The following is a 26,669-nucleotide window of genomic DNA, read 5'->3' on the forward strand; positions in this document are numbered from 1 at the left end:
TTAAATGTAAATTATTTTTCGAGCCTTAACTTTAACGATATCAGCCCATGCCATCAAAAATCTGTGGCTAAATGCCGCTTCATAATTCTTCAATGTTACAATACCCTTTGTTTTTTTGACGAAATACCCACAATGCTCAGTTACCGCCACGCCTTTCACGCCGGCAATCATGCCGACATGCTCAAACACTTGGTTTTGTATTTGGTGATGCAATATTACAATCGCAAAGACAAAGCTTATACCTATGTCGATACCCATTCTGGCGCAGGCTTGTATGATTTACAGGACGCTTATGCGCAAAAAATTGGTGAATACAAACAAGGCTGGGCTTTGCTGCAACAAGCTCAAAACCTCCCTCCCCTCTTGGGTGATTTTGTGAGTCATGTCAATTCGATTTTAGAAAGTGACCAGCATTATTGCGGTTCACCTTGGCTCGCAGCTTCGATGCTGCGCGAACACGACAAAGCCAAGCTGTATGAATTGCATCCCAGTGATTTTGATATTTTGCGCCACAATATCGGCACTTTGCATCGTGGTCGTCAAATCCAATTGAGCAAAGACAATGGTTATCAAGGTTTGATTGCCACCATGCCACCAGCGAGCCGTCGTGGCGTGGTGCTGATTGACCCACCGTATGAAACCGCACAAGACTATCGTGATGTCATCAGCACTTTACAGGACGCTCAAAAACGCTTTGCCACAGGTACGTATTTATTGTGGTATCCCTTACTCAGTCGTGAAGCCAGCCAAAAATTGGTTAAACAATTGCCTGCCTTAAGCCCAAACAATTATTTGCAAGCACATTTGTCTGTGCATGCGCCACGTGCGGATGGTTTTGGCATGTTTGGCAGCGGTATGTTTGTCATCAACCCGCCATTTATGTTGGTCGAACAATTACAGGCCGCTTTGCCTGTATTGACCCAAATTTTGGCACAAGACAACAGCGCCAACTTCACGCTGGAACACAAAATTGCCTAAGACAAATAGATTAAAAACATGGGCGATATGACGCAGCTGTACTAAAATAGCGCCCTGTAATATCGTTTCTTCAGATTCAGCAAACAAGGACAGAACCACCATGGCACAAAACTTACGTGCATTTTTACAAGAACACGCCAGCGCCCACCAAATTGACGCCGCTTTGATTGATGTGATGAACACGGTTGCGGACACCTGTGTGGCCATCAGCAGCAAAGTCCGTTTGGGTGATTTGGCTGGCATCATCGGCGAAGCAGGCAGCGGCAATGTACAAGGCGAAGACCAAAAAAAATTGGACGTGATTGCCAACAATATGTTGGTAGAGGCTTTACAGGGCAATAAGCATGTAGCGGGTTTGGCCTCTGAAGAAGAAGACAACTTTGTAGCGGGCAATGTCGATGGCAAATATTTGGTGTTGTTCGACCCATTAGACGGCTCATCTAACATTGATGTGAATATTTCAATTGGTACGATTTTTTCCATTTTACCACACGAAGGCACATTGGAATTGGACAGCTTTTTACAAGCAGGTAACCAACAAGTGGCCAGCGGTTATGCTTTGTATGGCCCTCAAACTTTGTTCGTTTTGACTTTGCGCCATGGTGTATTTGTATTCACATTGAACGATGCCAACGAATTTGTGTTGACGCGCGATACTTGCCAAATCAGCCCAAGCACCAAAGAATTTGCCATCAACATGTCTAACCAACGCCATTGGCAATCGGCGATGCAAACGTATGTCGCAGAATTGTTAGAAGGCAAAACGGGCAAACGTGGCAAAGATTACAATATGCGCTGGGTTGCATCGATGGTTGCCGAAGTACACCGCATTTTGATGCGCAGCGGTGTGTTCATGTATCCCAAAGACAGCCGTGACCCAAGCAAAGCAGGCAAATTGCGTTTGATGTACGAAGCCAATCCAATGAGTTTGTTGGTAGTACAAGCAGGCGGTGCTTCAACCAATGCCCACGAAAATATTTTGGACATCCAACCACAAGGCTTACACCAACGCGTATCTGTGGTTTTAGGCAGCACAGATGAAGTGTCGTATGTCACCGAAAAACACGTCAGCAGCAATATGCAAGCTTAATACAAGGAAAACGTGATGATGAAAAAAAGTCTGTTTGCAAGTTTGTTACTGAGCGTGGCCATGAGCAGTTTTGCAGCCACGACTGTGCGCATTGAAACTTCAGTGGGCAATATTGATTTGGTGTTGGATGAGAAAAAAGCACCGACGACTGTGAAAAACTTTGTCAGCTATGCCAACAAAGGTTTTTACAACGGTACGATTTTTCACCGTGTGATTGATGGTTTTATGATACAAGGTGGTGGTTTTGACAGCAATATGGCACAAAAACCAACAGACCATCCCATTAAAAATGAAGCCAGCAACGGTTTGAAAAACAACCAATACACCATCGCCATGGCTCGCACTCAAGCGCCTCATTCTGCAACCAGCCAATTTTTCATCAACACGAAAAACAACGATGCCTTGAATTATCGTGGTCCAACACCATCTGGTGCAGGCTATGCGGTATTTGGTCATGTCAGCAATGATGCCAGTAAAAAAGTGGTCGACCAAATTTCGAAAACCAAAACTTCTCGCAAAAATGGTCACAGCGATGTGCCTGTTACCCCTATTGTGATTAAAAAAGTCACAGTTTTAAAAACCCAATAATCACTGAAAGAAGACGATTATGATTAAATTACATACTAACTTCGGCGTAATCGCCATCGAATTGGATCATGAAAAAGCTCCTATCACTGCCGCAAACTTTGAACAATATGTCAAAGATGGTTTTTACGATGGCGTGATTTTCCACCGTGTTATCAAAGGTTTCATGATTCAAGGCGGCGGCATGGATGAAAATATGAGCGAAAAAGCCACTCGTGCCACCATCGAAAACGAAGCTGCAAACGGCTTGGCTAACGACAAATATACCATTGCGATGGCTCGCACTTCTGCGCCTCATTCAGCTTCGGCTCAATTTTTCATCAACACTGCTAACAACAGCTTCTTAAACTTCAAAGCGCCTAATGCACAAGGTTTCGGCTATGCTGTATTCGGCAAAGTAGTTGAAGGTTTTGATGTGGTTGACCAAATTGAATTGGTAAAAACAGGCAACAAAGGCTACCACCAAGATGTGCCTAAAGAAGCGGTAGTGATTACCAAAGCGGAAATTGTGTAACTGTACACAACCCACACTGAATGGCTTGAATACAAACTGTTGTTGATAAAAAGGACTATTGCATGGAATATACTTTGATTGAAGTACAAAAACAATTGACCGATTTGATTGCACAAAAACGCAGTTTTGTCGTGACCAGCTTGAGCGGTGACATGCTCGACACCAGCAAATTGCTGGAGTCAGCCATCGAAGCGCAAGGTTTGCGTTGCCGTGTTTACACACGCAACCGCATTGCAGCAGCAGGAGCCAGCATTTTAGTCGGTGCAGGTGCGCTTTCTTTTGCTGGCATCGCTGCACACAATTTGCTGACGCTCAATCCCGATTATGAAATCGGGCGCGACATCGTCAACAACAAAATTTATGTAGATTACAAGAAATAAACCATTCATACCTAAAAGCGTCCTGTAAATGCTTACAGGACGCTTTTTTTAATCCATCTCAATCAGGAATGACAAACTGAGTTGTATGAATCATGCCCATTTTGCCGCAGTAATCTGTGTAATACCATTCGCCATTCGAGTCTTGCACACCACTAGAACCAAATAAACGAATGTACCCTTCTCGGCGCACGACACACTGAATTTTACCATTCGGTGCAGAACGAATATTGGTAGGCGGTGTATGTACCCAGCCCATCAATCCCACTTTATCGGGGTTATCAACACCGCGCGGTTGCGCTTGTACCGATGGCATTGTCGCCATCCATAAAACCGAGCAAGCCACCATCCATTGCCATTTTTGCATTGTATTCTCCTCAAATTTTGTCATAGCCTATATTGAGCCGAGCAGCTCCCATTTTGATGCCTCATACCACCGCCATATCTGTTGGCGCATCATATGGTTTGCATATGCTGTATCAGCAAGTTTCACCCGCTTGTATGGCTGCTGAAAACAACAATATGCACATTAACAATCCACATTCATCTTTGTCAGCAATATTTTGTCATGGTGCAAAATTCGCACCTATTGGTATAAGCCCGTATAATTTGTGCCATATTGTTTACAGGACGCTTTGCTACCATGAGCCCCAAATTAGATTTACACCACATTCAAGCTTTTGCATTCGACTTAGACGGCACTTTGGTCGATTCTATTAAAGATTTGGCCATTTCTGCCAACGCCATGCGCGAGGCTTTGGGCATGGAACACTTGCCTTTGGAAACTTTAAAAAGCTTTGTCGGCGATGGTATGGGTCGTTTGGTACACCGCGCCTTGACCAATGACCACGAGGCTTTGGCAGAAGGCCATTTGTGGCAACAAGGTTTTGCTTTGTTTGCCAAGCATTATTACGAACACATTGCCGACTACAGCAGCCCTTATGCAGGTGTGGTAGATGGTGTGACTTTATTGCGTTCTCAAAATCTACCTGTGGTCGTTGTTACCAACAAAGCCGAGCGTTTTGCAGTCAAATTATTGGCAGATTTGGGCTTATTGGATGAATTCAGTTTGGTCATCGGTGGTGACACTTTGTCTGAGAAAAAACCATCGGCTTTGCCTTTGCAACATGTTGCCGAAGTTTTAAATGTCGATGCGAATAAAATTGCCATGATTGGCGATTCACACAATGACATTTTGTCTGCGCGCGCTGCGGGTGCTATGGCCATTGGTGTCGATTATGGTTATGAAGACATGAATCTATTGGCACAGGACCCACAAACCCGTGCAGATGTGGTCATTCATTCGATTGTGCAATTGTACGACGCCGTGCGCCAAGACGATCCGCAACGATGAAACCAGAAAAAACCCTGCGTTTTCGCGCTTTTGAGCTACTCAGTCAAGGCGAATACAGCCGCTTGCAACTGCGGCAAAAATTGTCCAAATATTGTGAAGATGTACAAGAAATCGACACATTACTAGACCATTTAGAAGCAGCTGGTTGGCAATCAGACCAACGCTTTGCCGAAACGCTGATACACAGCAAAAGCAGGCGTTTGGGCAATCGGCGTTTGCAACAAGAATTGCAACAAAAAGGGGTAGATGCTGATTTGTTTCAGGACGCTTTGCCATCCAAATCAGCACAAATTGAAACCGCTTTAGAAGTCGTGTCTAAGAAATTCAAGGCTTATGACAGCGAAGCCACGATGAAGCTCAAATACATGCGTTTTTTGGCTTATCGTGGTTTTGATATGGATGTCATCCATTCGGCATTGCGCTTGTGGCAAGAAACCGAGGAACCGACTGATTAAGGCATGAGTTTTTGCAAATGGTCCGTACCATGTAAAAATAATTTCAACCCTTCTTTACATGGTACGGCATTGCCCAAATTATCCCTTAAAGCAGCACCATAATTGCCTTCATACACTTTGGTACCTTGGTGGGTTAATTTGCTCAATGCATCCACATAAATTTTTTCACCCATGCCTTCCCACAAGCGACAAAATCCATAATCCTCGGACAAATAACGTTTGGTTTCAGGGTCGACCATGACATCAAAAAGTCGATAATGCAAACCTTTGTTTTCAAATCCAATGCTGTCTGATTGGTATTGTAACTCAGGATAATGCTGCATCATACGCTCAAACACTTGACGCTTAATCACCATAAAGCCAGTCGGTGCTTCAGCCATGGCAATAAAACCATCTTCTTGTATATGAATATGAAACTCTGTGGCATCGACCTCACAACGAGCATTGACAGTATAACGCTGATACAAAGCCTGATACGCCTCTTTGGTTATGCCGGCAGGAAAACCTTCTTGTGGCCAAACATCGTATTTCAATGGATAAACGCCAGCAGCAATATCATAATCTGCTGCCAACAAGCGTAAAGCAGCATCCGCGCTAAAACCAATATCAGAATCAATCCAAAACAAGTGCGTCCATTCAGGATTGTCTAAAAATTGTGCCACACAATTATTACGCGCACGAGTCACCAAGCTTTCACCTTGTTGCAATAAAAATTGCATTGGCATACCAATACTCATGGCAGTATTTTGTAAATTCAATATCGATAAAACATAATTGTAAAAAAACTTGCCATCATGGCTAGGGGTAACAATCAACGGATAACATTTTCTTAATTGTTCAACATTCAACATATCTATTCCCTTGTATTTTTAGTGGCGTTTTGAATCAAAAAATATTATGAATTGCCTTTAAAACTGTCCGCTCGTGCCAAACTCCACATGCGTGCATAAAATGGGCTTTTAGATTTCCCGTTCAATAATTCACCATCACGCATAAAATAATGCATCTGACGGTAACTTTTAATCTCTATTTCAGACACCCTCGCCACCAAATGCTCCGCCCTGATTTGACTAGGATGTCCCAAGCCAGAAGCGGCAATCATGTCAGCCAAAGCTTTTAAAGTATTGTGTTGAAAATGATAAACCCTTGATGCTTTGTCTTCGACCACCAACGCTTTTTGTCTGTCTTCATCTTGTGTAGCCACGCCTGTCGGACAACGATTTGTATGACAACTTTGTGATTGTATGCAGCCCAAAGCAAACATAAACCCGCGCGCAGAATTGACCCAATCAGCACCGACTGCCAAAGTGCGAGCAATTTCAAATGCCGAAACGATTTTACCACTGGCACCAATTTTAATATGCTGGCGCAAACCAGCCCCTACCAAAGTATTGTGCACAAATAACAACCCTTCGCGCAGCGGTGTGCCCAAATAATCTGTGAACTCAATCGGCGCCGCACCCGTACCACCTTCAGAACCATCCACCACAATAAAATCAGGATAAATTTTTGTTTCCAACATGGCTTTGACCATACCCATAAATTCCCACGGCTGACCAATACACAATTTAAAACCGACTGGCTTACCACCAGACAGTTCACGCAATTGGGCAATAAAATGCATCATTTCCAAAGGCGTCCTGAAAGCCGAATGAGAAGCAGGTGACACACAATCTTGCCCCATTGGTACGCCACGCACTTGTGAAATCAATGGTGTGATTTTTTCTTTGGGTAAAATCCCACCGTGACCTGGTTTAGCACCTTGGCTCATTTTGATTTCAATCATTTTGACGCTGGGTAAAGCTGCTTGTTTGGCAAAACGCTCAGGATCAAATTGTCCTTTTTCATCGCGACAACCAAAATAACCACTGCCCAATTCCCACACCAAATCGCCACCTGCTTCCAAATGATAAGGACTGATGCTGCCCTCGCCCGTATCATGGTAAAAATGCCCACGCGCGGCCCCTGCATTCAAAGCTCGAATGGCATTGGCACTGAGGCTGCCAAAACTCATGGCTGAAATATTGAAAATAGAAGCAGAATACGGCTGTTGACATTGTTCATTGCCAATTTGAATCCGAAAATCATCCACATTGGCATGTTTGGCAGGCACGACCGAATGCAACATAAATTCATAGCCTGTTTGATAGACATCGATAATTGTGCCAAAAGGCTTATCAGCACTCACAGACTTGGCCCGTTGGTATACCAACGAGCGTTGTGCACGGGTAAACGGCAAAGCCTCGTTGTCTGCTTCAATCAGATATTGGCGAATTTCAGGACGGATGGCTTCAAATATCCAACGAAAATGACCAATGACTGGATAATTGCGCCAAATGCTGTGTTTTTTTTGCTGTACATCATAAAACCCAAGCAGCATAGCCAAACAAGCGATGACAAACACCACGTTTTGTGTGCCTGTACTGAAAAAAAAGCCCAATAAATGGTCGCTAAACAAATGACATACAACAATCAACATGCTCAACACCCAAACCCCATAACGTATAGAGTAAGAGCTAGGAAAGCGGTTAAGCCAACGGCTGTGTTGTTTGGGTGTAGATGATGCACTCATAATAAAACTCCTTACCCCCACCCAAATATTGATTTCATCACCAGCATCGCAAGCAATGCTACAAAATCATAACTGCCAATCAATAACTGACTGCTGATTTTGCTCTAAATAAGCATTTGCTTGTGAAAAATGGCGACAACCAAAGAAACCTCGGTGGGCTGATAATGGTGATGGATGAACAGCATTCAAGACCAAATGACGCGAGCGGTCTATCATGGCACCTTTTTTTTGTGCATGCGCACCCCACAATAAAAATACCACATGCTCTTTTTCATGATTCAACACATCGATAATCTTATCGGTAAATCGTTCCCAACCCCATTTAGCATGTGAACCTGCTTTACCTGCTTCCACGGTCAAAACCGTATTGAGCAATAATACCCCTTGTTGCGCCCACGCATCCAATTGTCCGTACATCGGAATTTGAAAACCCTCAATATCTGTCATCAATTCTTTGTAAATATTACGCAATGATGGCGGGATAGCAACACCTTCTGGTACAGAAAATGCCAAACCATGCGCTTGATGCGGACCGTGATAAGGATCTTGTCCCAAAATCACCACTTTGACCGTGTGTAAAGGTGTCACATCTAAAGCATAAAAAACTTCATTGGCAGGCGGATACACTGCTAACCCTTGGGCACGCGCGGCAGCCACTTGGCTTTGTAATTGTACAAAATATGCTTGTTGCTGTTCCAATTCTAATGCTGTTGCCCAAGTCAACCCACTTGTATCCATCGCTTTTTTACTCAATTTCATTACAATAACGTCATTTTACCGCAGCCATATTGAACTTGTATGCTTATTACATTCTCGTAAGAACATCCTTCAAGCGGTTTGTACAGGACGGTTTTTTATGAATATCACCACATTACCGGCATTTGAATTGACCGGCTTGCACATCCATACCACTTGGCACAATAACCAAGCCAAGAATGATTTGGCCAAATTATGGCGGCGTTTTTATTTGGAAGACGTACCTGAGCAACTGGATTTCAGCCTCAACGATGATGTGTTTTTGATTTACACCGATTACCATCCAAACAGCGAAAAAGGTTTTAGTGTCTGGTTAGGCATGCAAACCGATACAGAAGCGCCCTTGCCTAGCGGTTTTCGCCGCTTGAAAATTCCTGAGCTAACCTATTGCCAATTTGAAGCCACTTCGGAATTGGTTGAAGATGTCAAACAACTTTGGAACGACATCCACGCTCAAGAAGCCGCTTTACAACGCAATTACCGTTTTGACTTAGAAATCTATCCTGATGGTGAAAATGCTCAGATTTTGGTATCGACCAATCAGTAAATCACAGCAAACTGATGCAATCGGTGTGGGTCATTGGAGCAATTGAGGTACAATTGCGGCTGTTAAAACCAATGGGATGGATGAATGATGTTGCCACTGCATGTACCGGTCATCATTGTGGGCGCAGGCCCTGTCGGCATGTTGCTCAGCTTGCAATTACAGCAACAAGGGCAACAAATCTTATTATTAGAAGCTCGTCCTAAAGCCGTCCCACCTCAAGACAAACGCACACTGGCACTGTCGTACAATAGCGTGATGGCATTTCAAGATGCAGGCGTCAATTTGGCCAACACTGCCATGACTGCCATTTCTCAAGTGCATATCTCGCAACAAAATGCTTATGGTCGCACCTTATTAAGCCATACGGATTTGAATCTGCCATTTATGGGTCAAGTCATAGACTATGCACAATTAATGCGTGCAAGCATGCAGGCATTGGATGCACAAAATGTCCCTAGCCATTGGGGCATGGCCGTCAGCAACGTCCAAACCTTGTCTTCTTGGGCACAAGTGACTTTAGCCGATGGCACGCAAATCACTTGTGATTGGTTGATTTTGGCAGAAGGTGGCGAATTGACTGCCCAAATTCCTCATCTGAACCCAACCCAATACAATTACCACCAGCACGCTTACATCACCACAGCTTATTTTGACCAAGCACAAAATGGGGTGGCATATGAGCGTTTTGCCCAAGCGGGTCCATTTGCCTTATTGCCTTATGGTGAACATTACCGCTTGATTTGGACACGCACTCCTAGCGAAGCACAGCGTTTGGCACACTTACCTTTTGCCGATTTCAAACAAGAATTTGACAGCGCATTTGGTACTCGTGCAGGCGAATTATTAGCGGTCGACGAAGCGATTCAATTTCCATTGGCATTAAAACAATTGCAATCGGTGACTTCAGGACGCGTGATTTGCATCGGCAATGCTGCACAAACCATGCACCCTGTTGCCGCACAAGGTTTGAATTTGGGCGTACGCGATGCCCAAGCTTTAGCACAGGCTTTCCAAAACACCACCCAAATGAAAAATGGGCAACTGGGACAAACCTATGCCCGCAGCCGTCGCTTGGACGCCAAAACCATCGTCGGTTTCACCCATTCTTTGGTCACCGTTTTTGACCAACCACATGCTTTCTTGCAAGTCGGTCGTGGCGCAATCATGAGCGTATTGAACACGTCTTTACCATTGCGACAAAAATTCTCTGAACACCTGATTTTTGGTTTATAAGGCGTCCTGTAAATATGAATACACAGTATTTTGATGGTTTGATTGTGGGTGGCGGCTTGGTTGGTGCAGCCATGGCTTTGTCTTTGGCAGAACAAGGCAAGCACATTGCATTGCTAGAACCTTCCCCGCCATCATTGGATTTGCAATCCACCGACAAGCATTGGGATGCACGCATTTACGCCATCAGTCCCAGCAACGAAGCTTTTTTACGCTCATTGCAAGCATGGCCTGAAGCCCAACGCATTCAAAGCGTCCTGAAAATGGATGTCCAAGGTGATGCAGGTGGGCGCATTGAATTTGATGCCCAAGCCATACACACACCACACCTGACTTCGATTGTAGAAAACCGATGGTTGCTACAAGCTTTGTGGCAACGCTTGCATGCTTATTGCAATGTCACCATTTTTGCTCATACTGCCACCACCTTAACACAAGAAATCGACGCCATCAGTTTGCATTTGGACAATGGCGATATTTTGTCTGCGCCGTTATTAATGGCTGCCGATGGTGCCAATTCTTGGGTGCGCTCGCAAACCGATATTCACACCGATTCCAAGCCTTATCACCATCATGGCATCGTCGCCAATTATCAAGTGCAAAAGCCGCACGGTGCCACAGCAAGACAATGGTTTAAAGATGGTGATGTTTTAGCCTATTTGCCGCTGCCTGAACAACAAATTTCCATCGTCTGGTCTAGCCACCAAGCCCAAGCGTTAATGGCTTTAAGCGATGCAGAATTTGCCGAACAAGTTGCCGCTCAAGGCGAACACAGCTTGGGCAAACTCACGCCTATTGGCAAACGCTTTGCGTTTGAACTGATTTTACGCCGCCCTGCCAATATGTATGCGCCACGCATTGCCTTATTAGGCGATGCCGCCCACACCATTCATCCATTGGCAGGTCAAGGTGTGAATCTGGGCTTTGGTGATGTACAAGCCTTAAGCCAATTGTTACGCCTTGCCAAAGATTGGGGCAGCCTCAAAACCTTGCGCAGCTACGAAGCGCAACGCTTGCATGCAGTGCGCAGCATGCAAATGGGTTGCGATGGCTTATTCCACTTGTTCAAGCCCCAAAACACCCCTTTGAGTTGGGTACGCAATAGCGGCCTGAATATGGTGAATCAATTAAGCGGCCTGAAAAACCATTTGATACGCCAAGCCATGGGTTTATAACATTCCGCCTTAACCCACAGTGGCGCCACAGACAGTTTTCTTGTTTCTTGCGCCGCTTTGCCCTACACTTGAATAACGTTACACTCTCATATTGACTCACCATGACAGACCAAATCAACCATTGGGGCGGTAAACGCCAAGGTGCTGGCCGCAAATGCCAGCCCGAAACCTTGGCCACTGTGGTCAAACGCGTCCCTAAAGCATTGGTGCCGATGCTAGACAATGCCATTGCACAACTCAAACGCCAACAACGCCTTGCTTGCCAACAAGATACCGTCTTGCCTGAACAAATTTTCAAACTTTTGCCGAGCAATTTATTGCAGCAAACAGCAGCCAATATTCCTTTAGCCACCGAAAAAATCCCCGCAGGCATCCCCTCACCGATTGAAACCCATGTTGAAGAATATGTGGATTTAAACCGCTATTTGGTTGAGCATCCCGAACACACTTTCATGGTGCGTGCAGGTGGTGATTCGATGCAAGATGCTGGCATAGACAAAGAAGATTTACTCATCATAGACCGCTCTTTGACACCGCGCCACCGTGATATTGTCATGGCCGATACGGGCAACGACTTCACCATCAAACGCTTGCATTTACATGCCGCACACTTTGAATTACATCCTGAAAACGCACAAGCGCGCTATTCAATACTCAAACCCCAAGCACACGATCAATGGCAAATCGTCGGTGTGGTCACCTCCATCATCAAAACGCTACGATAAAAAGTTTAGCCCAATATGAATCACCGCTGTCACCACAGCGGTTTTTTCATGCTCATAAAAAACCACAGCTGCGGCACAATTACACCAGCTCATTTTACAAATCCAAACGACTTTTGTTAAACTTGATTTAAGTTACACATTTCAAAAAGGCGGTTGTATGTTACCTAAATCAGCCCAAAACCACGCACCTATGTTTTATCAAAGCGCCAAAACATTGCCCAAACACATCAGCTTGCCGAAAAAAGCCCAAAAATGGCTGTATACAAAACGCATCCACTATTTGCAACAACGCATTGATGCGATACAAGACGCTTTGCGCTATGAGCTCAAGCAAAATTATCCTGTTCACGAGCAACAATTGCTCATTGCCCGTGCCACACACATGCGCTTGAGCCTCGCCCACAAACAACAACGCTTGCTACAAAAATTGTGATATTTATCATTGCTTCAAGCCATGTGTCATCCTCATTCAGCGTCCTGTAAACCTTACAGGACGCTTATACGCTCAAAATACATATGAATGGCTTAATATGCCATCCTATTTGATTGTGTCACAACCAATAACAAACAACTTTGTTGAGATGTATTGTTCGCTTTAAATTTTTCTTTTTTATTGCCAGAAAATGTGTCAGTAATCTTATATCGCATCCACACCAAACAATACATCTAAGTATTCCAATTTGGCCCGATGACTTTCATATTGATGGTGAGTTGTATCGAATGGAGATTTGCCTAATGTTCCCAAGTTTGACATGTTACGAGCGTGAATTCGGTCAATATTTCAATTGCCATAGATTTGATTGCTTGAATGCATCTAGCATAGGCAAAGTCGATAATGTCGCCTAGACACAGATTTTTCAAAACAGATACACTTTAATATTGCTTCACTGTAACGCAGATTGATTGCATCGCTTAAGCAGCGATGTTTTGTGAGATTAGTCTGAATATCGAAGAATTTACTTTGGATGGGTCTGATTCGCCTACAATGATTTTTCAGCGATGACCAATTAAATAGGCATAAAAATAGCCGCTTAAGCGGCTTTTTTATGTATTAAAGTGGTGCCCGGAGCCGGAATCGAACCGGCACGACCTGTTTAGGGTCGACGGATTTTAAGTCCGTTGTGTCTACCTATTTCACCACCCGGGCATACTTTAAAACTTGAAACTGGAGGCGGGGGCGCGGATTTAAACCGGCCTGCACAGCTTTGCAAACTGTGGCATAGTCACTCTGCCACCCCGCCATGATACATGATTTCAATGAATATTCAACATCAAAATCAGTTTGCTAAACTGGAGGCGGAAGCCGGAATCGAACCGGCGTCTACGGCTTTGCAGGCCGCTGCATAACCACTTTGCTATCCCGCCATTTAAACTGCTATTTAATCGAAGTGGTTAACTCGATCAAACTTTGAAACTGGAGCGGGAAACGAGGTTCGAACTCGCGACCTATACCTTGGCAAGGTATCGCTCTACCAACTGAGCTATTCCCGCAGAAATCTGCTTGTTCAAAAGTTTAGTGGAGCGGGAAACGAGGTTCGAACTCGCGACCTATACCTTGGCAAGGTATCGCTCTACCAACTGAGCTATTCCCGCACTGAAACTTCTGAAACTTTTAAATTGTAATTTGGAGCGGGAAACGAGGTTCGAACTCGCGACCTATACCTTGGCAAGGTATCGCTCTACCAACTGAGCTATTCCCGCAATTCAACAAACATGATTAGCAACTTTGGAGCGGGAAACGAGGTTCGAACTCGCGACCTATACCTTGGCAAGGTATCGCTCTACCAACTGAGCTATTCCCGCCTCTCTGTCTTGCTAATCACTTCATCGCTGAAGAGATGTGCATTATAAGGCATCTATAATTTATGTCAACACCCTTTTTCAATAAAAATCACTCTTTGTAATCAGCAAAAGCGACCTTTAAATAGTAACACATTGACCAAACAGTTAAAATCACTGCAGCAGCCATTAAAATATTACCAAAAAAAATCAAATTCATTCCAAAAAAATCTTCAGAACCCACCAAAAGCATCACAATCGCTGCCATTTGCGCCGCTGTTTTAAACTTACCAATCTGTGCCACAGCAACATTATTGCGTCGACCCAATTGCGCCATCCATTCTCTTAGCGCAGAGATAGTGATTTCTCGGCCAATGATAATCATCGCAAAAAAAGCATAAGTGCGGTCGAGGCTCACCAACAAAATCAATGCCACAGCCACCATCAATTTGTCTGCCACAGGATCTAAAAAAGCACCGAAACTAGAGGTTTGATTCCATTTACGCGCCAAATAACCATCTAACCAATCGGTCACTGCTGCCACAGTAAAAATAATCGCAGCCCACCAATTGACCGACTCTTCACTGAGCCAGCTATCAGGCAAATAAAATAAAACCGTAAATACCGGTATCAGCCACACACGCAGCCACGTCAATAAAATAGGGATGTTCCACTTCATAACAAAATCACGATCAAGATGAATGTAAGGTGTCGTATATTATTTGCGCCAATTGGGCACTGATGCCATCAACTTGCGCAATATCGTCTTTACTTGCCGCCATCATACCTCTTAAACCACCAAAACGGGTGAGCAAATTCTTGCGTCTCTTCGGTCCGATACCAGGAATATCAAGTAAATTAGACTGTAATCGTGTCTTAGCACGTTTATTGCGGTGCCCTGTAATGGCAAATCGATGTGCTTCATCCCGAATGGTTTGCAACAAATGCAACGCAGGATGTTGCGCAGGCAAGCTAAAAACTTCGTTGGTTTGCGCCAAAATCAGCTCTTCTAAACCTGCTTTGCGCTCAGGTCCTTTGGCAATGCCGACAATCATCACATTTAAATCCAACTCTTGCCATACCTGCATTGCCATCGCAACTTGACCTTTGCCACCATCAATCAACACCACATCAGGCCAAACCACAGTTTCACCATTACTTGCCGCTTCTTTCAGGCCGCCATAGCGGCGCAATAAGACTTCTTTCATCGCAGCGTAATCATCACCTGCCGCCGTCGTTTGAATATTAAAGCGGCGGTATTGCGAAGGCTGCATGGCGCCATCGTCATACACCACGCAAGAGGCCACCGTCGCCTCACCTTGAGTATGGCTGATATCAAAACATTCCAAACGTTGTATGTCTTGCCTATTTAACACACTCGCCAATGCATCCAAACGCATCAATTGGGTATTTTTTTGTTGTAGCTTTTGGGTAATCGCAATGCGCGCATTTTGCTGCGCCATTTCTAACCACACTTTACGTTGACCTGTGGTTTGAGTAATAAAAACCACATTCTGCGAAGATTCTTGATTCAAAGCGGCCTGTAAATCTGGTGCGATGACAAAATCACTGAGAATGATTTTAGGTTTGTCTTTGCCTAAATAATGTTGCGCGACGAAACTTTGCGCACTGTCTTCCAAACTTTGCCAAGAGGCATCAAATTGTTCTGGAAAGAAATGACGATCTCCCACCAAACGCCCACCACGCACACTACTCCAATGCACACACAACAAACCTTGCTCTAATACGGCTGACAAAATATCAATGTCTTGAATTTTTTGTCCCGCTTGCATATCAACATATTGTTGTGATTGCAAAGTGCCCAACGCCACAATTTGGTCACGCAATACCGCCGCTTTTTCAAACTCAAACTCTTCCGCAGCTTGCTGCATTTTTTCTTGTAATTGCAACAACAATTGGTCGGTTTTGCCTTGTAAAAATTGAATGGCTTGCTGCACCACTTCTTGATACCTACTTGCCTCAATCAAACCCACGCAAGGCGCGCTGCATCTTTTGATTTGATGTAACAAACAAGGTCGTTGGCGATTGGCAAAAACGCTGTCCTCACAAGTACGCAATTGAAACACTTTTTGCAACACTTCCATACTTTGTCGCACTGCTTGGCCATTAGGATAAGGACCAAAAAAATGTTTGCGTCCGATGACACTGCCACGGTGATAAACCATGCGTGCAAATTCATGCTCACTCAAAATCAAATAAGGATAGGTTTTGTCATCACGAAACAAGATATTGTATTTGGGCGACAGCGCTTTGATGAAGTTGTTTTCCAATACCAAAGCTTCGGCTTCAGAGCGCGTCACTGTGATTTCAATATGTGCCACTTGCTTAAGCATCAATTGAATTCGTGGCGACAAATCGGTTTTTTGAAAATAACTGCCCACCCTTTTTTTCAAATTAACCGCTTTGCCCACATAAAGGACTTGCCCGGCGGCATCAAACATACGATACACACCGGGCAATTGTGGCAAGCTGCTGACAAATATTGCAATATCAAAAGACATATGCCCAACAGCCCATCAAATTAATTACAGAATTTTTGGATGTCAGCTTGATAGCCTGCTACCAAAGCTTCGCGATTGTTCACACGACTACTGGTTTGCACGTTTTGCAAATTCATTTTTGCACTGGTGCAGTTTTGAGAACGCATTTGCTTATTTTGTTCTTCTACTTTTTTATTTTCTTCTTCTTGACGCTTGTTTTCAAGTGCCACTTTGGCATTGAGCGCTGCTTGTTGGTCAGCCAAACTCGCATCACTGCCTACTGGTGCCGTGGTACCAATTTGTCCGCCAGCAGGGCTGCCTGAAACACCTGAATCGACTTTGTTCACTGTCTGTGAGCGCACATTCATGGTACTGATATTGTGGGTCGTCAAGTTGCGCGGTGTGTCTGAATACACAGCATTACCACTTTGCCCTTTCCACGTAAAAACAGTCGACGCAGATGCCATACCGATAGCACCCATCAAAGCGATTGTTAAAATGCTTTTTACTGACTTTTTCATGTCACCCGTTCCCTTTGACGATTATTATGTATTGATTGATGTCTATTTTAGCCTCAAAGCACAATAGATGTCATGGGTATGTCACGCTACACTTTGAAAAGCTTAACGCCAAGGCACAAATTTGATACAATTTCGCTTTGTGACCACGAAAGAAGCTTCAAATGCGCATAGTCGAAAAAGCCTATACTTTCGACGACGTTTTATTGGTACCGGCCCATTCTACCGTCTTACCTCGCGACGTCTCTCTAAAAACCCCTTTGACCCGCAATATTTCTTTAAATATCCCGCTCGTGTCTGCTGCTATGGACACTGTCACTGAAGCCAAATTGGCCATTGCCATCGCCCAAGAAGGCGGCATCGGCATCATGCACAAAAACATGACCATCGAACGCCAAGCTCGTGCTGTAGCCAAAGTGAAGCGTCATGAAAGTGGTATTGTCAAAGAGCCTGTGACCATTGCACCAAATTTATTGGTTCGCGATTTGATTGATTTGATTCGCAAACACAAAATTTCTGGCTTGCCAGTGATAGAAGACGGCAAAGTCGTTGGTTTGGTAACCAATCGTGACTTGCGTTTTGAAAAACGTTTGGATCAAACCGTGGCTTCTATCATGACGCCTAAAGAACGTTTGGTCACTGTGCCTGAAGGCAGTTCAATCGAAGAAGCTCGTGAAATCATGCACGAACACAAAGTAGAACGTGTGTTGGTGATTAACGATGCTTGGGAATTGAAAGGCTTAATCACAGTTAAAGACATCTTGAAAACCTCAACCTTCCCAAGTGCCAATAAAGATGCCAATGGCAGCTTGCGTGTCGGTGCTGCTGTCGGTGTGGGTGCGGAAACTGACGAACGTGTAGCGGCTTTAGTGGCAGCAGGCGTGGATGTGATTGTCGTGGATACGGCTCACGGCCACAGCCAAGGTGTGATTGACCGCGTGCGCTGGGTCAAAGAAACCTACCCTCAAGTAGATGTGATTGGTGGCAACATCGCCACTGCCAAAGCCGCTTTGGATTTGGTTGCAGCAGGCGCAGACGGCGTGAAAGTCGGTATCGGCCCTGGTTCTATTTGTACCACGCGTATTGTTGCAGGTGTGGGCGTACCTCAATTGACGGCCATTCACAATGTTTCAGAAGCTTTAAAAGACACTGGCGTACCTTTGATTGCTGACGGTGGTATTCGTTTTTCAGGCGATGTGTCTAAAGCATTGGCAGCAGGTGCTTCTGCGGTGATGCTTGGCGGCATGTTTGCAGGTACCGATGAAGCTCCTGGTGAAATCGAATTGTACCAAGGTCGTTCGTACAAATCTTACCGTGGTATGGGTTCTTTGGGTGCGATGAGCCAAGGTTCTTCTGATCGTTACTTCCAAGACACGGTGTCTAGCAGCGACAAATACGTTCCTGAAGGCATTGAAGGCCGCGTGCCTTACAAAGGCCCTATCGTGAACATCATTCACCAATTGGTAGGCGGTTTGCGCTCTAGCATGGGTTATTTGGGTTGCGAATCCATCAAAGCAATGCACGAACGTGCAGAATTTGTGGAAATCACAGCAGCAGGTATGAGTGAGTCGCACGTACATGATGTGCAAATCACCAAAGAAGCACCAAACTACCACGCACGTTAATATGAACGAACCATTCGGTCTGTTTATATGAATCAAGCGTCCTGTAAATATTTACAGGACGCTTTTTTAATCAGCATAAAAAAATAAGGCCTATATCAGACCTTATTTAGAGATTGAACGATTTTACATTGTCTTGTTTTTTTGACGCTTGCGCCACCAATGACTCAACAACAACACCGCGCCAATGCCCAATAAAACGAAAATCACCATCTGAAATTGATGTACTTTTGCCATCAGCCAATCGCGGTTTTCAGCGCCAAACTCGCCCAAATATACCCAAATTGGTACCGATATCAAAGCTGCAAAACCATCCATCAGCAAAAATCGCGTATATGAAACTTTGCCACTGATGCCTGCAGAAATAAAAATTGGTGTGCGCAAGCCTGGTAAGAATCGCGCCACAAACAACACCCAATTGCCATATTTTTCAAATTTCTCTTGCACCTGAAGATAGCGCTCAGGCGTCATAATGCGAGCAATCAAACGAAAGCGCAAAATGCGTGTGCCAAAGACTTTGCCAGCTGTGAACATCAAACCATCACCCACCAACACACCTACCAAACCCACGACTACCATCCAGTGTACATTGGCATGGCCTAAGCCAGCCATAACACCACCAGCAACCAAGGTAATGTCTTCTGGAATCGGCACACCAAAACCACAAGCGACCAAGACGCCAAATACGGCGATATAACCATACTCAGCAAAAAAACTTTCTAATAAATCAATCAAACTCATAATGATTCAACTTCACGACACGACAGCTTGACGAATCGCTTCGGCAATTTGTTGTGCGCTTTGTTCGGCCAATAACGCATCTTGCGCCTCAACCATGACCCGCACAACAGGCTCAGTACCTGAAGCACGTAAAACCACACGTCCATTTTCACCCAAGCGCGCTTCTACTTCTGCCAAAACAGGCTGCGCTGCAGGCTCCCATACCGCACCTTTTTCAATGCGAACATTGATCATGGTTTGTGGATAAGCATCCCAATCGCTCAATACTTCAGCCAATTCACTATCCAAACTGCGCAAAGCTGCAAACACTTGCAAAGCTGAAATAATACCATCACCTGTATTGTGTTTATCCATGCACAATACATGACCAGAAGCCTCACCACCCACTTGCCAACCACGTTGGTACAATTGTTCTAGCACATAGCGATCACCCACTTTGGCACGGCAAAACTCAATCCCGCGTTGTTTCAATGCCAACTCCATCGCCAAATTGGTCATGACTGTGCCAACCACGCCGCCCACCAAAGTGTGATTTTGTGCACGGGCTTTGGCAATCACATAAATCAAGCTTTCACCATCGAATACACGTCCATGACGATCGACCATCATCAAACGATCACCATCACCATCTAAGGCAATGCCAAAATCAGCCTGATGTGCCACTACGGCCGCTTCTAAGGCCTTGGTATGCGTGGCACCCACTTCATCATTGATATTAAAACCATTAGGTTCGCAACCAATCGTGATCACTTGTGCACCCAACTCATGAAACACTTTTGGTGCCACATGATAGCCCGCACCATTGGCACAATCGACCACAATTTTTAAACCATGTAAGTCATATTCATTAGGAAAAGTCGATTTACAAAACTCGATATAACGATCATCTGCACCAGAAATACGCTTAGCCCTACCTAAATCCATCGATTCCATCGTATTCATAGGCTGGTCTAATACAGCTTCAATTGCCAATTCCATTTCATCATTGAGTTTGACGCCGCCTTTGGCAAAAAATTTAATACCATTATCATAGAAAGCATTGTGAGATGCAGAAATCATCACACCCGCATCCACACGCATAGCACGAGTCAAATAAGCGATACCTGGAGTTGGCAAGGGACCAGTCAAACGCACATCCACACCAGCGGCAGTGAAACCAGCTTGCAAAGCCGCTTCTAACATATAGCCTGAAATACGAGTGTCTTTACCAATCAAAACCATTGGGCGGTGACCATGTTCACGTTCCACCAATATTTTGCCTGCTGCATAGCCCAATTTCAATACAAATTCAGGGGTAATAGGATCTTTACCAACCAAACCACGCACACCATCTGTACCAAAATATTTCCTTGCCATCCATTAATCCATTATTTTTTAATTATTGAAGACAGTCATTGTAAATCCATAATGACCTCATGGACAGTAAAAATTCCACAGAAAAATTCAAATGCCCAACTTCTGCCAAACTTTTACTGCTTGAACCGTTTCTTTAACATCATGTACCCTCACAATATGTGCACCTCGTGCAATCGATGCCACAGCAGCCATGACCGAAGCCACCATACGCTCAGCAGGAATTTCTTCACCAATGATTTTCCCCAACATGGTTTTGCGTGAAATGCCAATCAAAACAGGGTAAGAAATGGCTTTAATCCAAGCATTTAAGTCATGCATCAGCGCAATATTGTGTTCTAAAGTCTTGCCAAAACCAAAACCAGGATCTAACAACAAACGTTCCGCACCGATACCGTCCTGTAAACATGTTGCTACACGTTCTTGTAAATATTTGAAGACTTCTGCACTGACGTCACTATAATGCGGATTGCTTTGCATGGTTTGCGGAATGCCTTGCATGTGCATCAAACACACGCCTATTTTCGGATATTGTGCCAACAATGCTACCGCGCCTTCATCACTCAAAGCCGCTACATCATTGATAGCATCGACACAACCTTGCTGCAAAGCTTTTTGCATCACCCAAGTACGGCGACTGTCTAAAGTAATGGGTACATTCCATTGATACAAAGCTTCCAAAACGGGCTCAACCCGTGCCCATTCATCCTCAGGCGAAACAGGATCACTGCCTGGGCGAGTCGACTCACCGCCAATATCCAAAATATCCGCACCATCATCCAAGAGTTTTTGACCATGTGCCAAAACTTGCTCTAAACTAGATGAATAACGACCGCCATCAGAAAAAGAATCTGGTGTCACATTCACAATACCCATTACTTTAGGTTCAGACAAATCCAACTCAAAACGACCACATTGCCAATACATGTTTTACCCTCATCCAAAAATCAAAAACGGCAGCTTTAATAAGCTGCCGTTGTTATATCAGAACCGATTACTGTGGTCGAGATGGATTTTGTGTATCGTCTTTTTTAGACTCAACATCGTCAGAAGTAACAGTCGTTTCTGGTGTGGCTTCTACATCAGCAGCTTTCGCTGCGTCTGCATCGTCTTTCACCAAACTAACTGCCTCTACCTCTACTACCTCTTCTGTGATTTCAGGCTCATCAGTACGCAAATTATGACTGTAATCTTTAGGAGGACTAGGCTGTTTGTCTGCCATGATTTCCTTCACTTGGTCTGCATCAATGGTTTCCCACTGCATCAAAGCGTTGGTCATCACTTCCATTTTATTGCGATTTTCATCAATCAACTTATAAGCCAATGCATATTGTTCATCCAAAATGCGACGAACTTCTGCATCCACTTGCTGCTGCGTGTTTTCAGAAATGTTTTTGGTATTGGTTACAGAACGGCCCAAAAACACTTCGCCCTCATTCTCAGCATAAACCATCACACCCATTTTGTCCGACATACCATAACGGGTCACCATGTCACGAGCAATGCCCGTAGCACGTTCAAAGTCATTAGATGCGCCAGTAGACACTCGACCTAAGAAAATATCTTCAGCAATACGACCACCAAACAAAATGGCAATATTGTGTAACATTTGGTCTTTGTACATGCTGATGCGATCGCGCTCAGGCAATTGCCAAGTCAAACCCAAAGCACGGCCACGAGGTACGATGGTGACTTTGTGTACAGGGTCAGTGCCAGGTAACAAACTTGCAACCACAGCATGGCCTGACTCATGGTAAGCCGTTGCACGTTTTTCATCTTCGTGCATCACCATAGAGCGACGCTCAGGACCCATGTAGATTTTGTCTTTGGCATCTTCAAAATCACTTTGATCAACTTTGGTTTTATTACGGCGGCCTGCAAACAAAGCAGCCTCATTAACCAAGTTAGCCAAATCTGCACCCGAAAAACCCGGTGTACCACGAGCCAATTCAGACAATTGTACCGAACTGTCCAAAGGTACTTTTTTAGCATGAACTTTTAAAATTTGCTCGCGACCACGAATATCAGGCAAAGGTACAACCACTTGACGGTCAAAGCGGCCTGGACGTTGTAACGCAGGATCCAAAACATCAGGACGGTTGGTAGCAGCAATCACAATCACAGTTTGATTGCTTTCAAAGCCATCCATTTCAACCAATAATTGGTTCAATGTTTGCTCGCGCTCATCGTTACCACCGCCTAAACCAGCACCACGTTGGCGACCCACCGCATCAATCTCATCGATAAAGATAATGCTCGGTGAATTTTTCTTCGCTTGCTCAAACATATCGCGCACACGAGAAGCACCCACACCGACAAACATTTCTACGAAATCAGAACCGGAAATACTGTAAAACGGCACTTTTGCTTCACCAGCAATGGCTTTAGCCAATAAGGTTTTACCTGTACCTGGAGAACCTGCTAACAACACGCCACGTGGTACACGACCACCTAAAGTTTGATAACGAGTCGGTGCTTTCAGATAATCCACAATTTCTTGCACTTCTTCTTTGGCTTCATCACAACCTGCCACATCCGCAAATGTAATGGCATTGGTGTCTTTGTCCAATAATTTGGCACGAGACTTACCAAACGAAAACGCACCGCCTTTTCCACCGCCACCAGCTTGTTGACGCATGAAGTAAAACCAAACACCTAGCAGTAACAAAATTGGCAACAAGCTTAAGAAGATGCCACCTAAAACACTAGGGCGCTCTTCTGGAGTCACTTTCACGCGCACATCGCTTTGCAGCAATTTTGGTACTAATTGATCATCCAACGGTGCATTGGTCGTAAAAGTTGTCTTGTCTTTACGCTCACCCGAGATTTCATAACCACGTGCAATCGAACCTTCGATGTGCACATTCTCAATTTTCCCCGCTTCCACTTCTTGCATGAAAAGCGAATACTCAACTTGTTGTTTGGTTTCTTTGGACCCTTGCAATGCGTTGAAAGCCAAAATGACCACCATCAACAAAACAAGCCAAACCAAAAGATTCTTAACCGTATTACCCACTAAATGAGGCTCCCATTAAAATACAAGAGATATGAACGAATTTGCATTGTAAAACACTCACCCTAGCTTGTCAGTGCAAATCTTTCGCCAATAAATAAATTTCATTAGACCTATCGCGAGAAGCTTTTGGCTTGCGAATGAGCACTTGCCCAAACGACGCACGCAATAAACTGACATACTCTTGATAACCTGCACCTTGAAACACTTTGATTAAAAAGTGTCCACCAGGTTTCAAATGCTCGATGGCAAACTCATAAGCCAACTCACACAAATAAAAACTGCGTGCTTGGTCTGTGACTGAATTACCAGTCATATTTGGGGCAATATCTGAAATCACAAGGTCTAATTTTTGACCTCGTAAGGTTTCGACCAATTGTTGCAGGACGGTTTCTTCACGAAAATCTCCTTGTATGAATTCTACGCCCTCAATTGGTTCCATAGGCAAAATATCCAAAGCAAATATACGACCTTTATCGCCAATCATTTGTGCCGCCACTTGCGACCAGCTACCGGGCGCACTACCCAAATCCGCCAATAACGTATCTTTTTGAATTAATTTATATTTTTCATTAATTTCCAGCAATTTAAATGCTGCACGCGCACGATAACCGTGTTTTTGCGCCAATTTTACATAAGGGTCATGAACATGTTCATTGAGCCAAGCCCCTGAAGATTTTGTGCGTTTAGGCATAAAGATAATCCATTATTTTGATGAGTTTTTTCATCCAAATTCTAGTACAATACATGTTTTCTAGGAAAGCTGCAGATGTCTAAAAAAACTTTAAGCAGTGTCGAAAAAGCGGCACTTAAACAACAAGCACACACTTTACAACCCGTGGTTATGATAGGCCAAAACGGTTTGACCGAATCGGTGGTTAAAGAAGTCGATGCCAATTTGTTAGCACATGAATTAATCAAAGTACGTATTTTGGGCGATGATCGCGATGATCGCAAACTGTGGTCTGTACAATTGTGTGAACAAACAGGCGCTGAATTGGTGCAAAGCATTGGTAAGATTCTGGTGTTATACCGTCAAAACGAACAATAAGTTCTTTTGAATTCAAAGCGTCCTGTAAATATTTTTACAGGACGCTTTTTTAATTGGAATCAATAACGACTTTTAACTTGTAAACGCTGCCATGTTAAAACCATCAATAAAATACTGATAAGCAAATACAGTGATGATGAAATGCCATGCCACATACCGAAACTACCGCCAACCCAATTCAATAACCAATGACTTTGCTGTTGTTTAATGGCCACGATAACAGGTGTCACCACAAACTGGCTCATGATTAACAAACCCAATAAAGCTTTAGCCAAACGGTTAGATCCATTTTGTTGGCGCAAATACACACACCACCACAAACTGACCACCAAGCCCAGATACATCACGCAATCAAACAAATCTCCTGCAATATTGCCAACCACTTGTTTATCGAGCAAACCATCATTTGCATAAGCAAATAAAAAAGGTGCCACCACATAACCTACCATCAAGTGTGCGCCAAACCAAAGCGCATGCAATAAAGTGAAAACCGTTTTCATAAATGCGTTACCTTGGTTATCAAGTCAAAATTTCATCGATATTGAAAGATTAAATATATTGCACAGTCACAATTTCATATTCACGCACGCCACCTGGTGCTTGCACTTCCGCTACATCGCCTTCGTACTTACCAATCAAAGCACGAGCAATCGGCGAAGACACCGATACTTTACCTTGTTTAATGTCGGCTTCATCATCGCCCACAATTTGGTAAGTCATCTGGTCTTCAGTATCGCAATCTTCAATGGTCACAGTCGCTGCAAAAACGATTTTGCCATCGGCATCCAACTCTTTGGGATCGACAATGTGCGCATAAGACAATTTGCCTTCTAAATCAGCAATACGGCCTTCGATAAAGCCTTGACGCTCTTTGGCAGCATCGTATTCTGCATTCTCAGACAAATCGCCGTGGGAACGGGCTTCCGCAATCGCCTCAATGACCGATGGACGCTCCACCGATTTCAAGTGCTGCAACTCATCTTTTAATAATTGGGCACCACGAACGGTCAATGGTACTTTTTGCATGACTGTCTCCTACATTCAACGTCATTTAGGCAACAAAAATACAAGCCGCCGAATAAACGGCGGCTTGTTTCGAAATATTTAGAGTCTATTGTAACAAACTAAAAAAAAATAGCAATCACTACCAAACTTTAAAATATTAGAACGGAATATCATCATTCAAATCGTCCACCTCAACTTTAGGTGGCTGGTTCATAGAGCGACTTGGTGCAGCAGGCACTTCTTGGCGCGCTGGTGCAGCTGGGCTACCTGCATTAGAAGCATATTGATTGCCACTGCCATAAGAACCTGAATGACTAGCACCACTGTATTGGCTGCTATTGTCTTCATAAGGTGCACTCATACCATCATCGTAAGAAGACGATGATGCATCAGAGCGACCACCTAACATTTTCATTTCTGAGCCTACGATTTCATAAGCTGTGCGCTCAATGCCATCTTTACCCATGTATTTACGGCTTTGAATTTTACCTTCGATGTAAACTTGGCTGCCTTTTTTCAAATATTGGCCTGCAATTTCTGCCAATTTGCGATACAAAGTCACATTGTGCCACTCCGTACGCTCTTGTTTTTGACCATCGCGGCCTTTCCAAGACTCGCTGGTGGCCACACCAAAATTGGTCACTGCCTCACCATTGGTCATGTAACGCACTTCAGGATCTTTTCCCAAGCGGCCCACTAAAATCACTTTATTTACAGACATCACGTCC

Annotated in this window: 29 protein-coding genes and 7 tRNA genes; 14 read left to right on the plus strand and 22 right to left on the minus strand. The window is 44.2% G+C overall.

Annotation, left to right across the window (positions count from 1 at the left end; all coding sequences use genetic code 11):
* The first annotated feature begins 132 nt into the window (after window positions 1-132).
* From ADP71_RS07880 to ADP71_RS07900, 5 genes are all read left to right on the plus strand, one after another.
* Window positions 133-978, plus strand: a complete 846-nt coding sequence (locus ADP71_RS07880; RefSeq protein WP_104931942.1) for a 23S rRNA (adenine(2030)-N(6))-methyltransferase RlmJ — start codon at window positions 133-135, stop codon at window positions 976-978.
* Window positions 979-1,078: 100 nt separating this feature from the next.
* Window positions 1,079-2,068 (plus strand): class 1 fructose-bisphosphatase, encoded by a 990-nt coding sequence (locus ADP71_RS07885; RefSeq protein ID WP_019958022.1) that lies wholly within the window; start codon window positions 1,079-1,081, stop codon window positions 2,066-2,068.
* An 18-nt stretch (window positions 2,069-2,086) separates the two neighbouring features.
* Window positions 2,087-2,656 (plus strand): peptidylprolyl isomerase, encoded by a 570-nt coding sequence (locus tag ADP71_RS07890; RefSeq protein ID WP_171461213.1) that lies wholly within the window; start codon window positions 2,087-2,089, stop codon window positions 2,654-2,656.
* A gap of 19 nt (window positions 2,657-2,675) precedes the next feature.
* Window positions 2,676-3,167, plus strand: a complete 492-nt coding sequence (locus tag ADP71_RS07895; RefSeq protein WP_171461054.1) for a peptidylprolyl isomerase — start codon at window positions 2,676-2,678, stop codon at window positions 3,165-3,167.
* Window positions 3,168-3,229: 62 nt separating this feature from the next.
* Window positions 3,230-3,547, plus strand: a complete 318-nt coding sequence (locus tag ADP71_RS07900; RefSeq protein ID WP_019958025.1) for a hypothetical protein — start codon at window positions 3,230-3,232, stop codon at window positions 3,545-3,547.
* Window positions 3,548-3,605: 58 nt separating this feature from the next.
* Here the strand turns inward: ADP71_RS07900 and ADP71_RS07905 are convergent, their stop codons facing one another.
* Window positions 3,606-3,911, minus strand: a complete 306-nt coding sequence (locus ADP71_RS07905) for a hypothetical protein (RefSeq protein ID WP_171461055.1) — start codon at window positions 3,909-3,911, stop codon at window positions 3,606-3,608.
* Between the two features lie 276 nt (window positions 3,912-4,187).
* Here ADP71_RS07905 and ADP71_RS07910 point away from each other — a divergent pair, with 276 nt between their 5' ends.
* Both ADP71_RS07910 and recX read left to right on the plus strand, forming a co-directional pair.
* Entirely contained in the window at window positions 4,188-4,898 is a 711-nt protein-coding gene (locus ADP71_RS07910) for a phosphoglycolate phosphatase (protein WP_019958027.1), read from the plus strand.
* Window positions 4,895-5,353 carry a recombination regulator RecX gene (recX, locus tag ADP71_RS07915; protein WP_104931945.1) on the plus strand — a complete coding sequence of 153 codons (459 nt, stop codon included), beginning with the start codon at window positions 4,895-4,897 and terminating at the stop codon, window positions 5,351-5,353. The genes ADP71_RS07910 and recX overlap by 4 nt, the downstream gene beginning before the upstream one ends.
* Here recX and ADP71_RS07920 read toward each other — a convergent pair.
* The 3 genes from ADP71_RS07920 to ung form a co-directional block, all read right to left on the minus strand.
* Window positions 5,350-6,204 (minus strand): hypothetical protein, encoded by an 855-nt coding sequence (locus ADP71_RS07920; protein WP_104931946.1) that lies wholly within the window; start codon window positions 6,202-6,204, stop codon window positions 5,350-5,352. The two genes, recX and ADP71_RS07920, sit on opposite strands and share 4 nt — an antisense overlap.
* 44 nt (window positions 6,205-6,248) lie before the next feature.
* Window positions 6,249-7,925 (minus strand): FMN-binding glutamate synthase family protein, encoded by a 1,677-nt coding sequence (locus ADP71_RS07925; protein WP_171461056.1) that lies wholly within the window; start codon window positions 7,923-7,925, stop codon window positions 6,249-6,251.
* A 66-nt stretch (window positions 7,926-7,991) separates the two neighbouring features.
* The gene (gene ung / locus ADP71_RS07930; protein WP_216603985.1) at window positions 7,992-8,684 is read right to left on the minus strand and encodes a uracil-DNA glycosylase; all 693 of its coding nucleotides are present in this window, start codon (window positions 8,682-8,684) and stop codon (window positions 7,992-7,994) included.
* Window positions 8,685-8,781: 97 nt separating this feature from the next.
* Between ung and ADP71_RS07935 the strand changes: the two genes are divergently transcribed.
* The 5 genes from ADP71_RS07935 (at window position 8,782) to ADP71_RS07955 (ending at window position 12,791) form a co-directional block, all read left to right on the plus strand.
* Window positions 8,782-9,228: a GyrI-like domain-containing protein gene (locus ADP71_RS07935; RefSeq protein ID WP_019958033.1), complete on the plus strand. Its 447-nt coding sequence runs from the start codon at window positions 8,782-8,784 to the stop codon at window positions 9,226-9,228.
* An 84-nt stretch (window positions 9,229-9,312) separates the two neighbouring features.
* A complete protein-coding gene (locus ADP71_RS07940) occupies window positions 9,313-10,461 on the plus strand; it encodes an FAD-dependent monooxygenase (RefSeq protein WP_104931947.1) in 1,149 nt (382 codons plus the stop codon).
* A 14-nt stretch (window positions 10,462-10,475) separates the two neighbouring features.
* Window positions 10,476-11,633, plus strand: a complete 1,158-nt coding sequence (locus tag ADP71_RS07945) for an FAD-dependent monooxygenase (protein WP_171461057.1) — start codon at window positions 10,476-10,478, stop codon at window positions 11,631-11,633.
* 101 nt (window positions 11,634-11,734) lie between these two features.
* Window positions 11,735-12,358 carry a LexA family protein gene (locus tag ADP71_RS07950; RefSeq protein ID WP_019958036.1) on the plus strand — a complete coding sequence of 208 codons (624 nt, stop codon included), beginning with the start codon at window positions 11,735-11,737 and terminating at the stop codon, window positions 12,356-12,358.
* A 157-nt stretch (window positions 12,359-12,515) separates the two neighbouring features.
* The gene (locus ADP71_RS07955) at window positions 12,516-12,791 is read left to right on the plus strand and encodes a hypothetical protein (protein ID WP_019958038.1); all 276 of its coding nucleotides are present in this window, start codon (window positions 12,516-12,518) and stop codon (window positions 12,789-12,791) included.
* A 624-nt stretch (window positions 12,792-13,415) separates the two neighbouring features.
* Here the strand turns inward: ADP71_RS07955 and ADP71_RS07960 are convergent.
* The 10 genes from ADP71_RS07960 to ADP71_RS08005 form a co-directional block, all read right to left on the minus strand.
* Window positions 13,416-13,505, minus strand: a tRNA-Leu gene (locus ADP71_RS07960).
* Window positions 13,506-13,524: 19 nt separating this feature from the next.
* Window positions 13,525-13,599, minus strand: a tRNA-Cys gene (locus ADP71_RS07965).
* A 50-nt stretch (window positions 13,600-13,649) separates the two neighbouring features.
* A tRNA-Cys gene (locus ADP71_RS07970) sits at window positions 13,650-13,723 on the minus strand.
* A 50-nt stretch (window positions 13,724-13,773) separates the two neighbouring features.
* Window positions 13,774-13,849: transfer RNA gene (locus ADP71_RS07975), tRNA-Gly, on the minus strand.
* Between the two features lie 26 nt (window positions 13,850-13,875).
* Window positions 13,876-13,951: transfer RNA gene (locus tag ADP71_RS07980), tRNA-Gly, on the minus strand.
* 32 nt (window positions 13,952-13,983) lie between these two features.
* Window positions 13,984-14,059: transfer RNA gene (locus ADP71_RS07985), tRNA-Gly, on the minus strand.
* A gap of 26 nt (window positions 14,060-14,085) precedes the next feature.
* Window positions 14,086-14,161, minus strand: a tRNA-Gly gene (locus ADP71_RS07990).
* 88 nt (window positions 14,162-14,249) lie between these two features.
* Entirely contained in the window at window positions 14,250-14,816 is a 567-nt protein-coding gene (gene pgsA / locus ADP71_RS07995) for a CDP-diacylglycerol--glycerol-3-phosphate 3-phosphatidyltransferase (protein ID WP_026353501.1), read from the minus strand.
* 13 nt (window positions 14,817-14,829) lie between these two features.
* Entirely contained in the window at window positions 14,830-16,659 is a 1,830-nt protein-coding gene (gene uvrC / locus ADP71_RS08000) for an excinuclease ABC subunit UvrC (protein WP_019958041.1), read from the minus strand.
* 20 nt (window positions 16,660-16,679) lie between these two features.
* Window positions 16,680-17,159, minus strand: a complete 480-nt coding sequence (locus ADP71_RS08005; protein WP_019958042.1) for a DUF4124 domain-containing protein — start codon at window positions 17,157-17,159, stop codon at window positions 16,680-16,682.
* A 161-nt stretch (window positions 17,160-17,320) separates the two neighbouring features.
* Here ADP71_RS08005 and guaB point away from each other — a divergent pair, with 161 nt between their 5' ends.
* Window positions 17,321-18,781 (plus strand): IMP dehydrogenase, encoded by a 1,461-nt coding sequence (gene guaB / locus ADP71_RS08010; protein ID WP_019958043.1) that lies wholly within the window; start codon window positions 17,321-17,323, stop codon window positions 18,779-18,781.
* A 123-nt stretch (window positions 18,782-18,904) separates the two neighbouring features.
* Here the strand turns inward: guaB and ADP71_RS08015 are convergent, their stop codons facing one another.
* The 5 genes from ADP71_RS08015 to ADP71_RS08035 all read right to left on the minus strand — a co-directional run bounded on the left by ADP71_RS08015 (window position 18,905) and on the right by ADP71_RS08035 (window position 24,579).
* Window positions 18,905-19,519 carry a DedA family protein gene (locus ADP71_RS08015; RefSeq protein WP_019958044.1) on the minus strand — a complete coding sequence of 205 codons (615 nt, stop codon included), beginning with the start codon at window positions 19,517-19,519 and terminating at the stop codon, window positions 18,905-18,907.
* 12 nt (window positions 19,520-19,531) lie between these two features.
* On the minus strand, window positions 19,532-20,875 hold the full coding sequence (gene glmM / locus ADP71_RS08020) for a phosphoglucosamine mutase (RefSeq protein WP_104931949.1): 1,344 nt from the start codon (window positions 20,873-20,875) through the stop codon (window positions 19,532-19,534).
* Window positions 20,876-20,962: 87 nt separating this feature from the next.
* A complete protein-coding gene (folP, locus tag ADP71_RS08025) occupies window positions 20,963-21,799 on the minus strand; it encodes a dihydropteroate synthase (protein ID WP_104931950.1) in 837 nt (278 codons plus the stop codon).
* 67 nt (window positions 21,800-21,866) lie between these two features.
* Window positions 21,867-23,888, minus strand: a complete 2,022-nt coding sequence (ftsH, locus tag ADP71_RS08030; protein WP_051082998.1) for an ATP-dependent zinc metalloprotease FtsH — start codon at window positions 23,886-23,888, stop codon at window positions 21,867-21,869.
* Window positions 23,889-23,958: 70 nt separating this feature from the next.
* Window positions 23,959-24,579, minus strand: a complete 621-nt coding sequence (locus ADP71_RS08035) for an RlmE family RNA methyltransferase (RefSeq protein ID WP_104931951.1) — start codon at window positions 24,577-24,579, stop codon at window positions 23,959-23,961.
* Window positions 24,580-24,654: 75 nt separating this feature from the next.
* Between ADP71_RS08035 and yhbY the strand changes: the two genes are divergently transcribed.
* Entirely contained in the window at window positions 24,655-24,936 is a 282-nt protein-coding gene (gene yhbY / locus ADP71_RS08040; protein ID WP_019958049.1) for a ribosome assembly RNA-binding protein YhbY, read from the plus strand.
* 59 nt (window positions 24,937-24,995) lie between these two features.
* On the opposite strand, the gene ADP71_RS08045 is transcribed toward yhbY, so the two are convergent.
* The 3 genes from ADP71_RS08045 to ADP71_RS08055 form a co-directional block, all read right to left on the minus strand.
* Window positions 24,996-25,436 (minus strand): DUF4149 domain-containing protein, encoded by a 441-nt coding sequence (locus ADP71_RS08045; protein WP_019958050.1) that lies wholly within the window; start codon window positions 25,434-25,436, stop codon window positions 24,996-24,998.
* Between the two features lie 49 nt (window positions 25,437-25,485).
* Window positions 25,486-25,962, minus strand: coding sequence for a transcription elongation factor GreA (greA, locus tag ADP71_RS08050; protein ID WP_019958051.1), 477 nt, complete (start codon window positions 25,960-25,962; stop codon window positions 25,486-25,488).
* 136 nt (window positions 25,963-26,098) lie between these two features.
* Complete coding sequence (locus tag ADP71_RS08055; RefSeq protein WP_171461058.1) at window positions 26,099-26,662, minus strand: single-stranded DNA-binding protein; 564 nt, start codon at window positions 26,660-26,662, stop codon at window positions 26,099-26,101.
* Window positions 26,663-26,669: the final 7 nt, after the last annotated feature.

The organism is Vitreoscilla sp. C1 (assembly GCF_002951955.2).
GTDB lineage: Bacteria > Pseudomonadota > Gammaproteobacteria > Burkholderiales > Neisseriaceae > Vitreoscilla > Vitreoscilla stercoraria.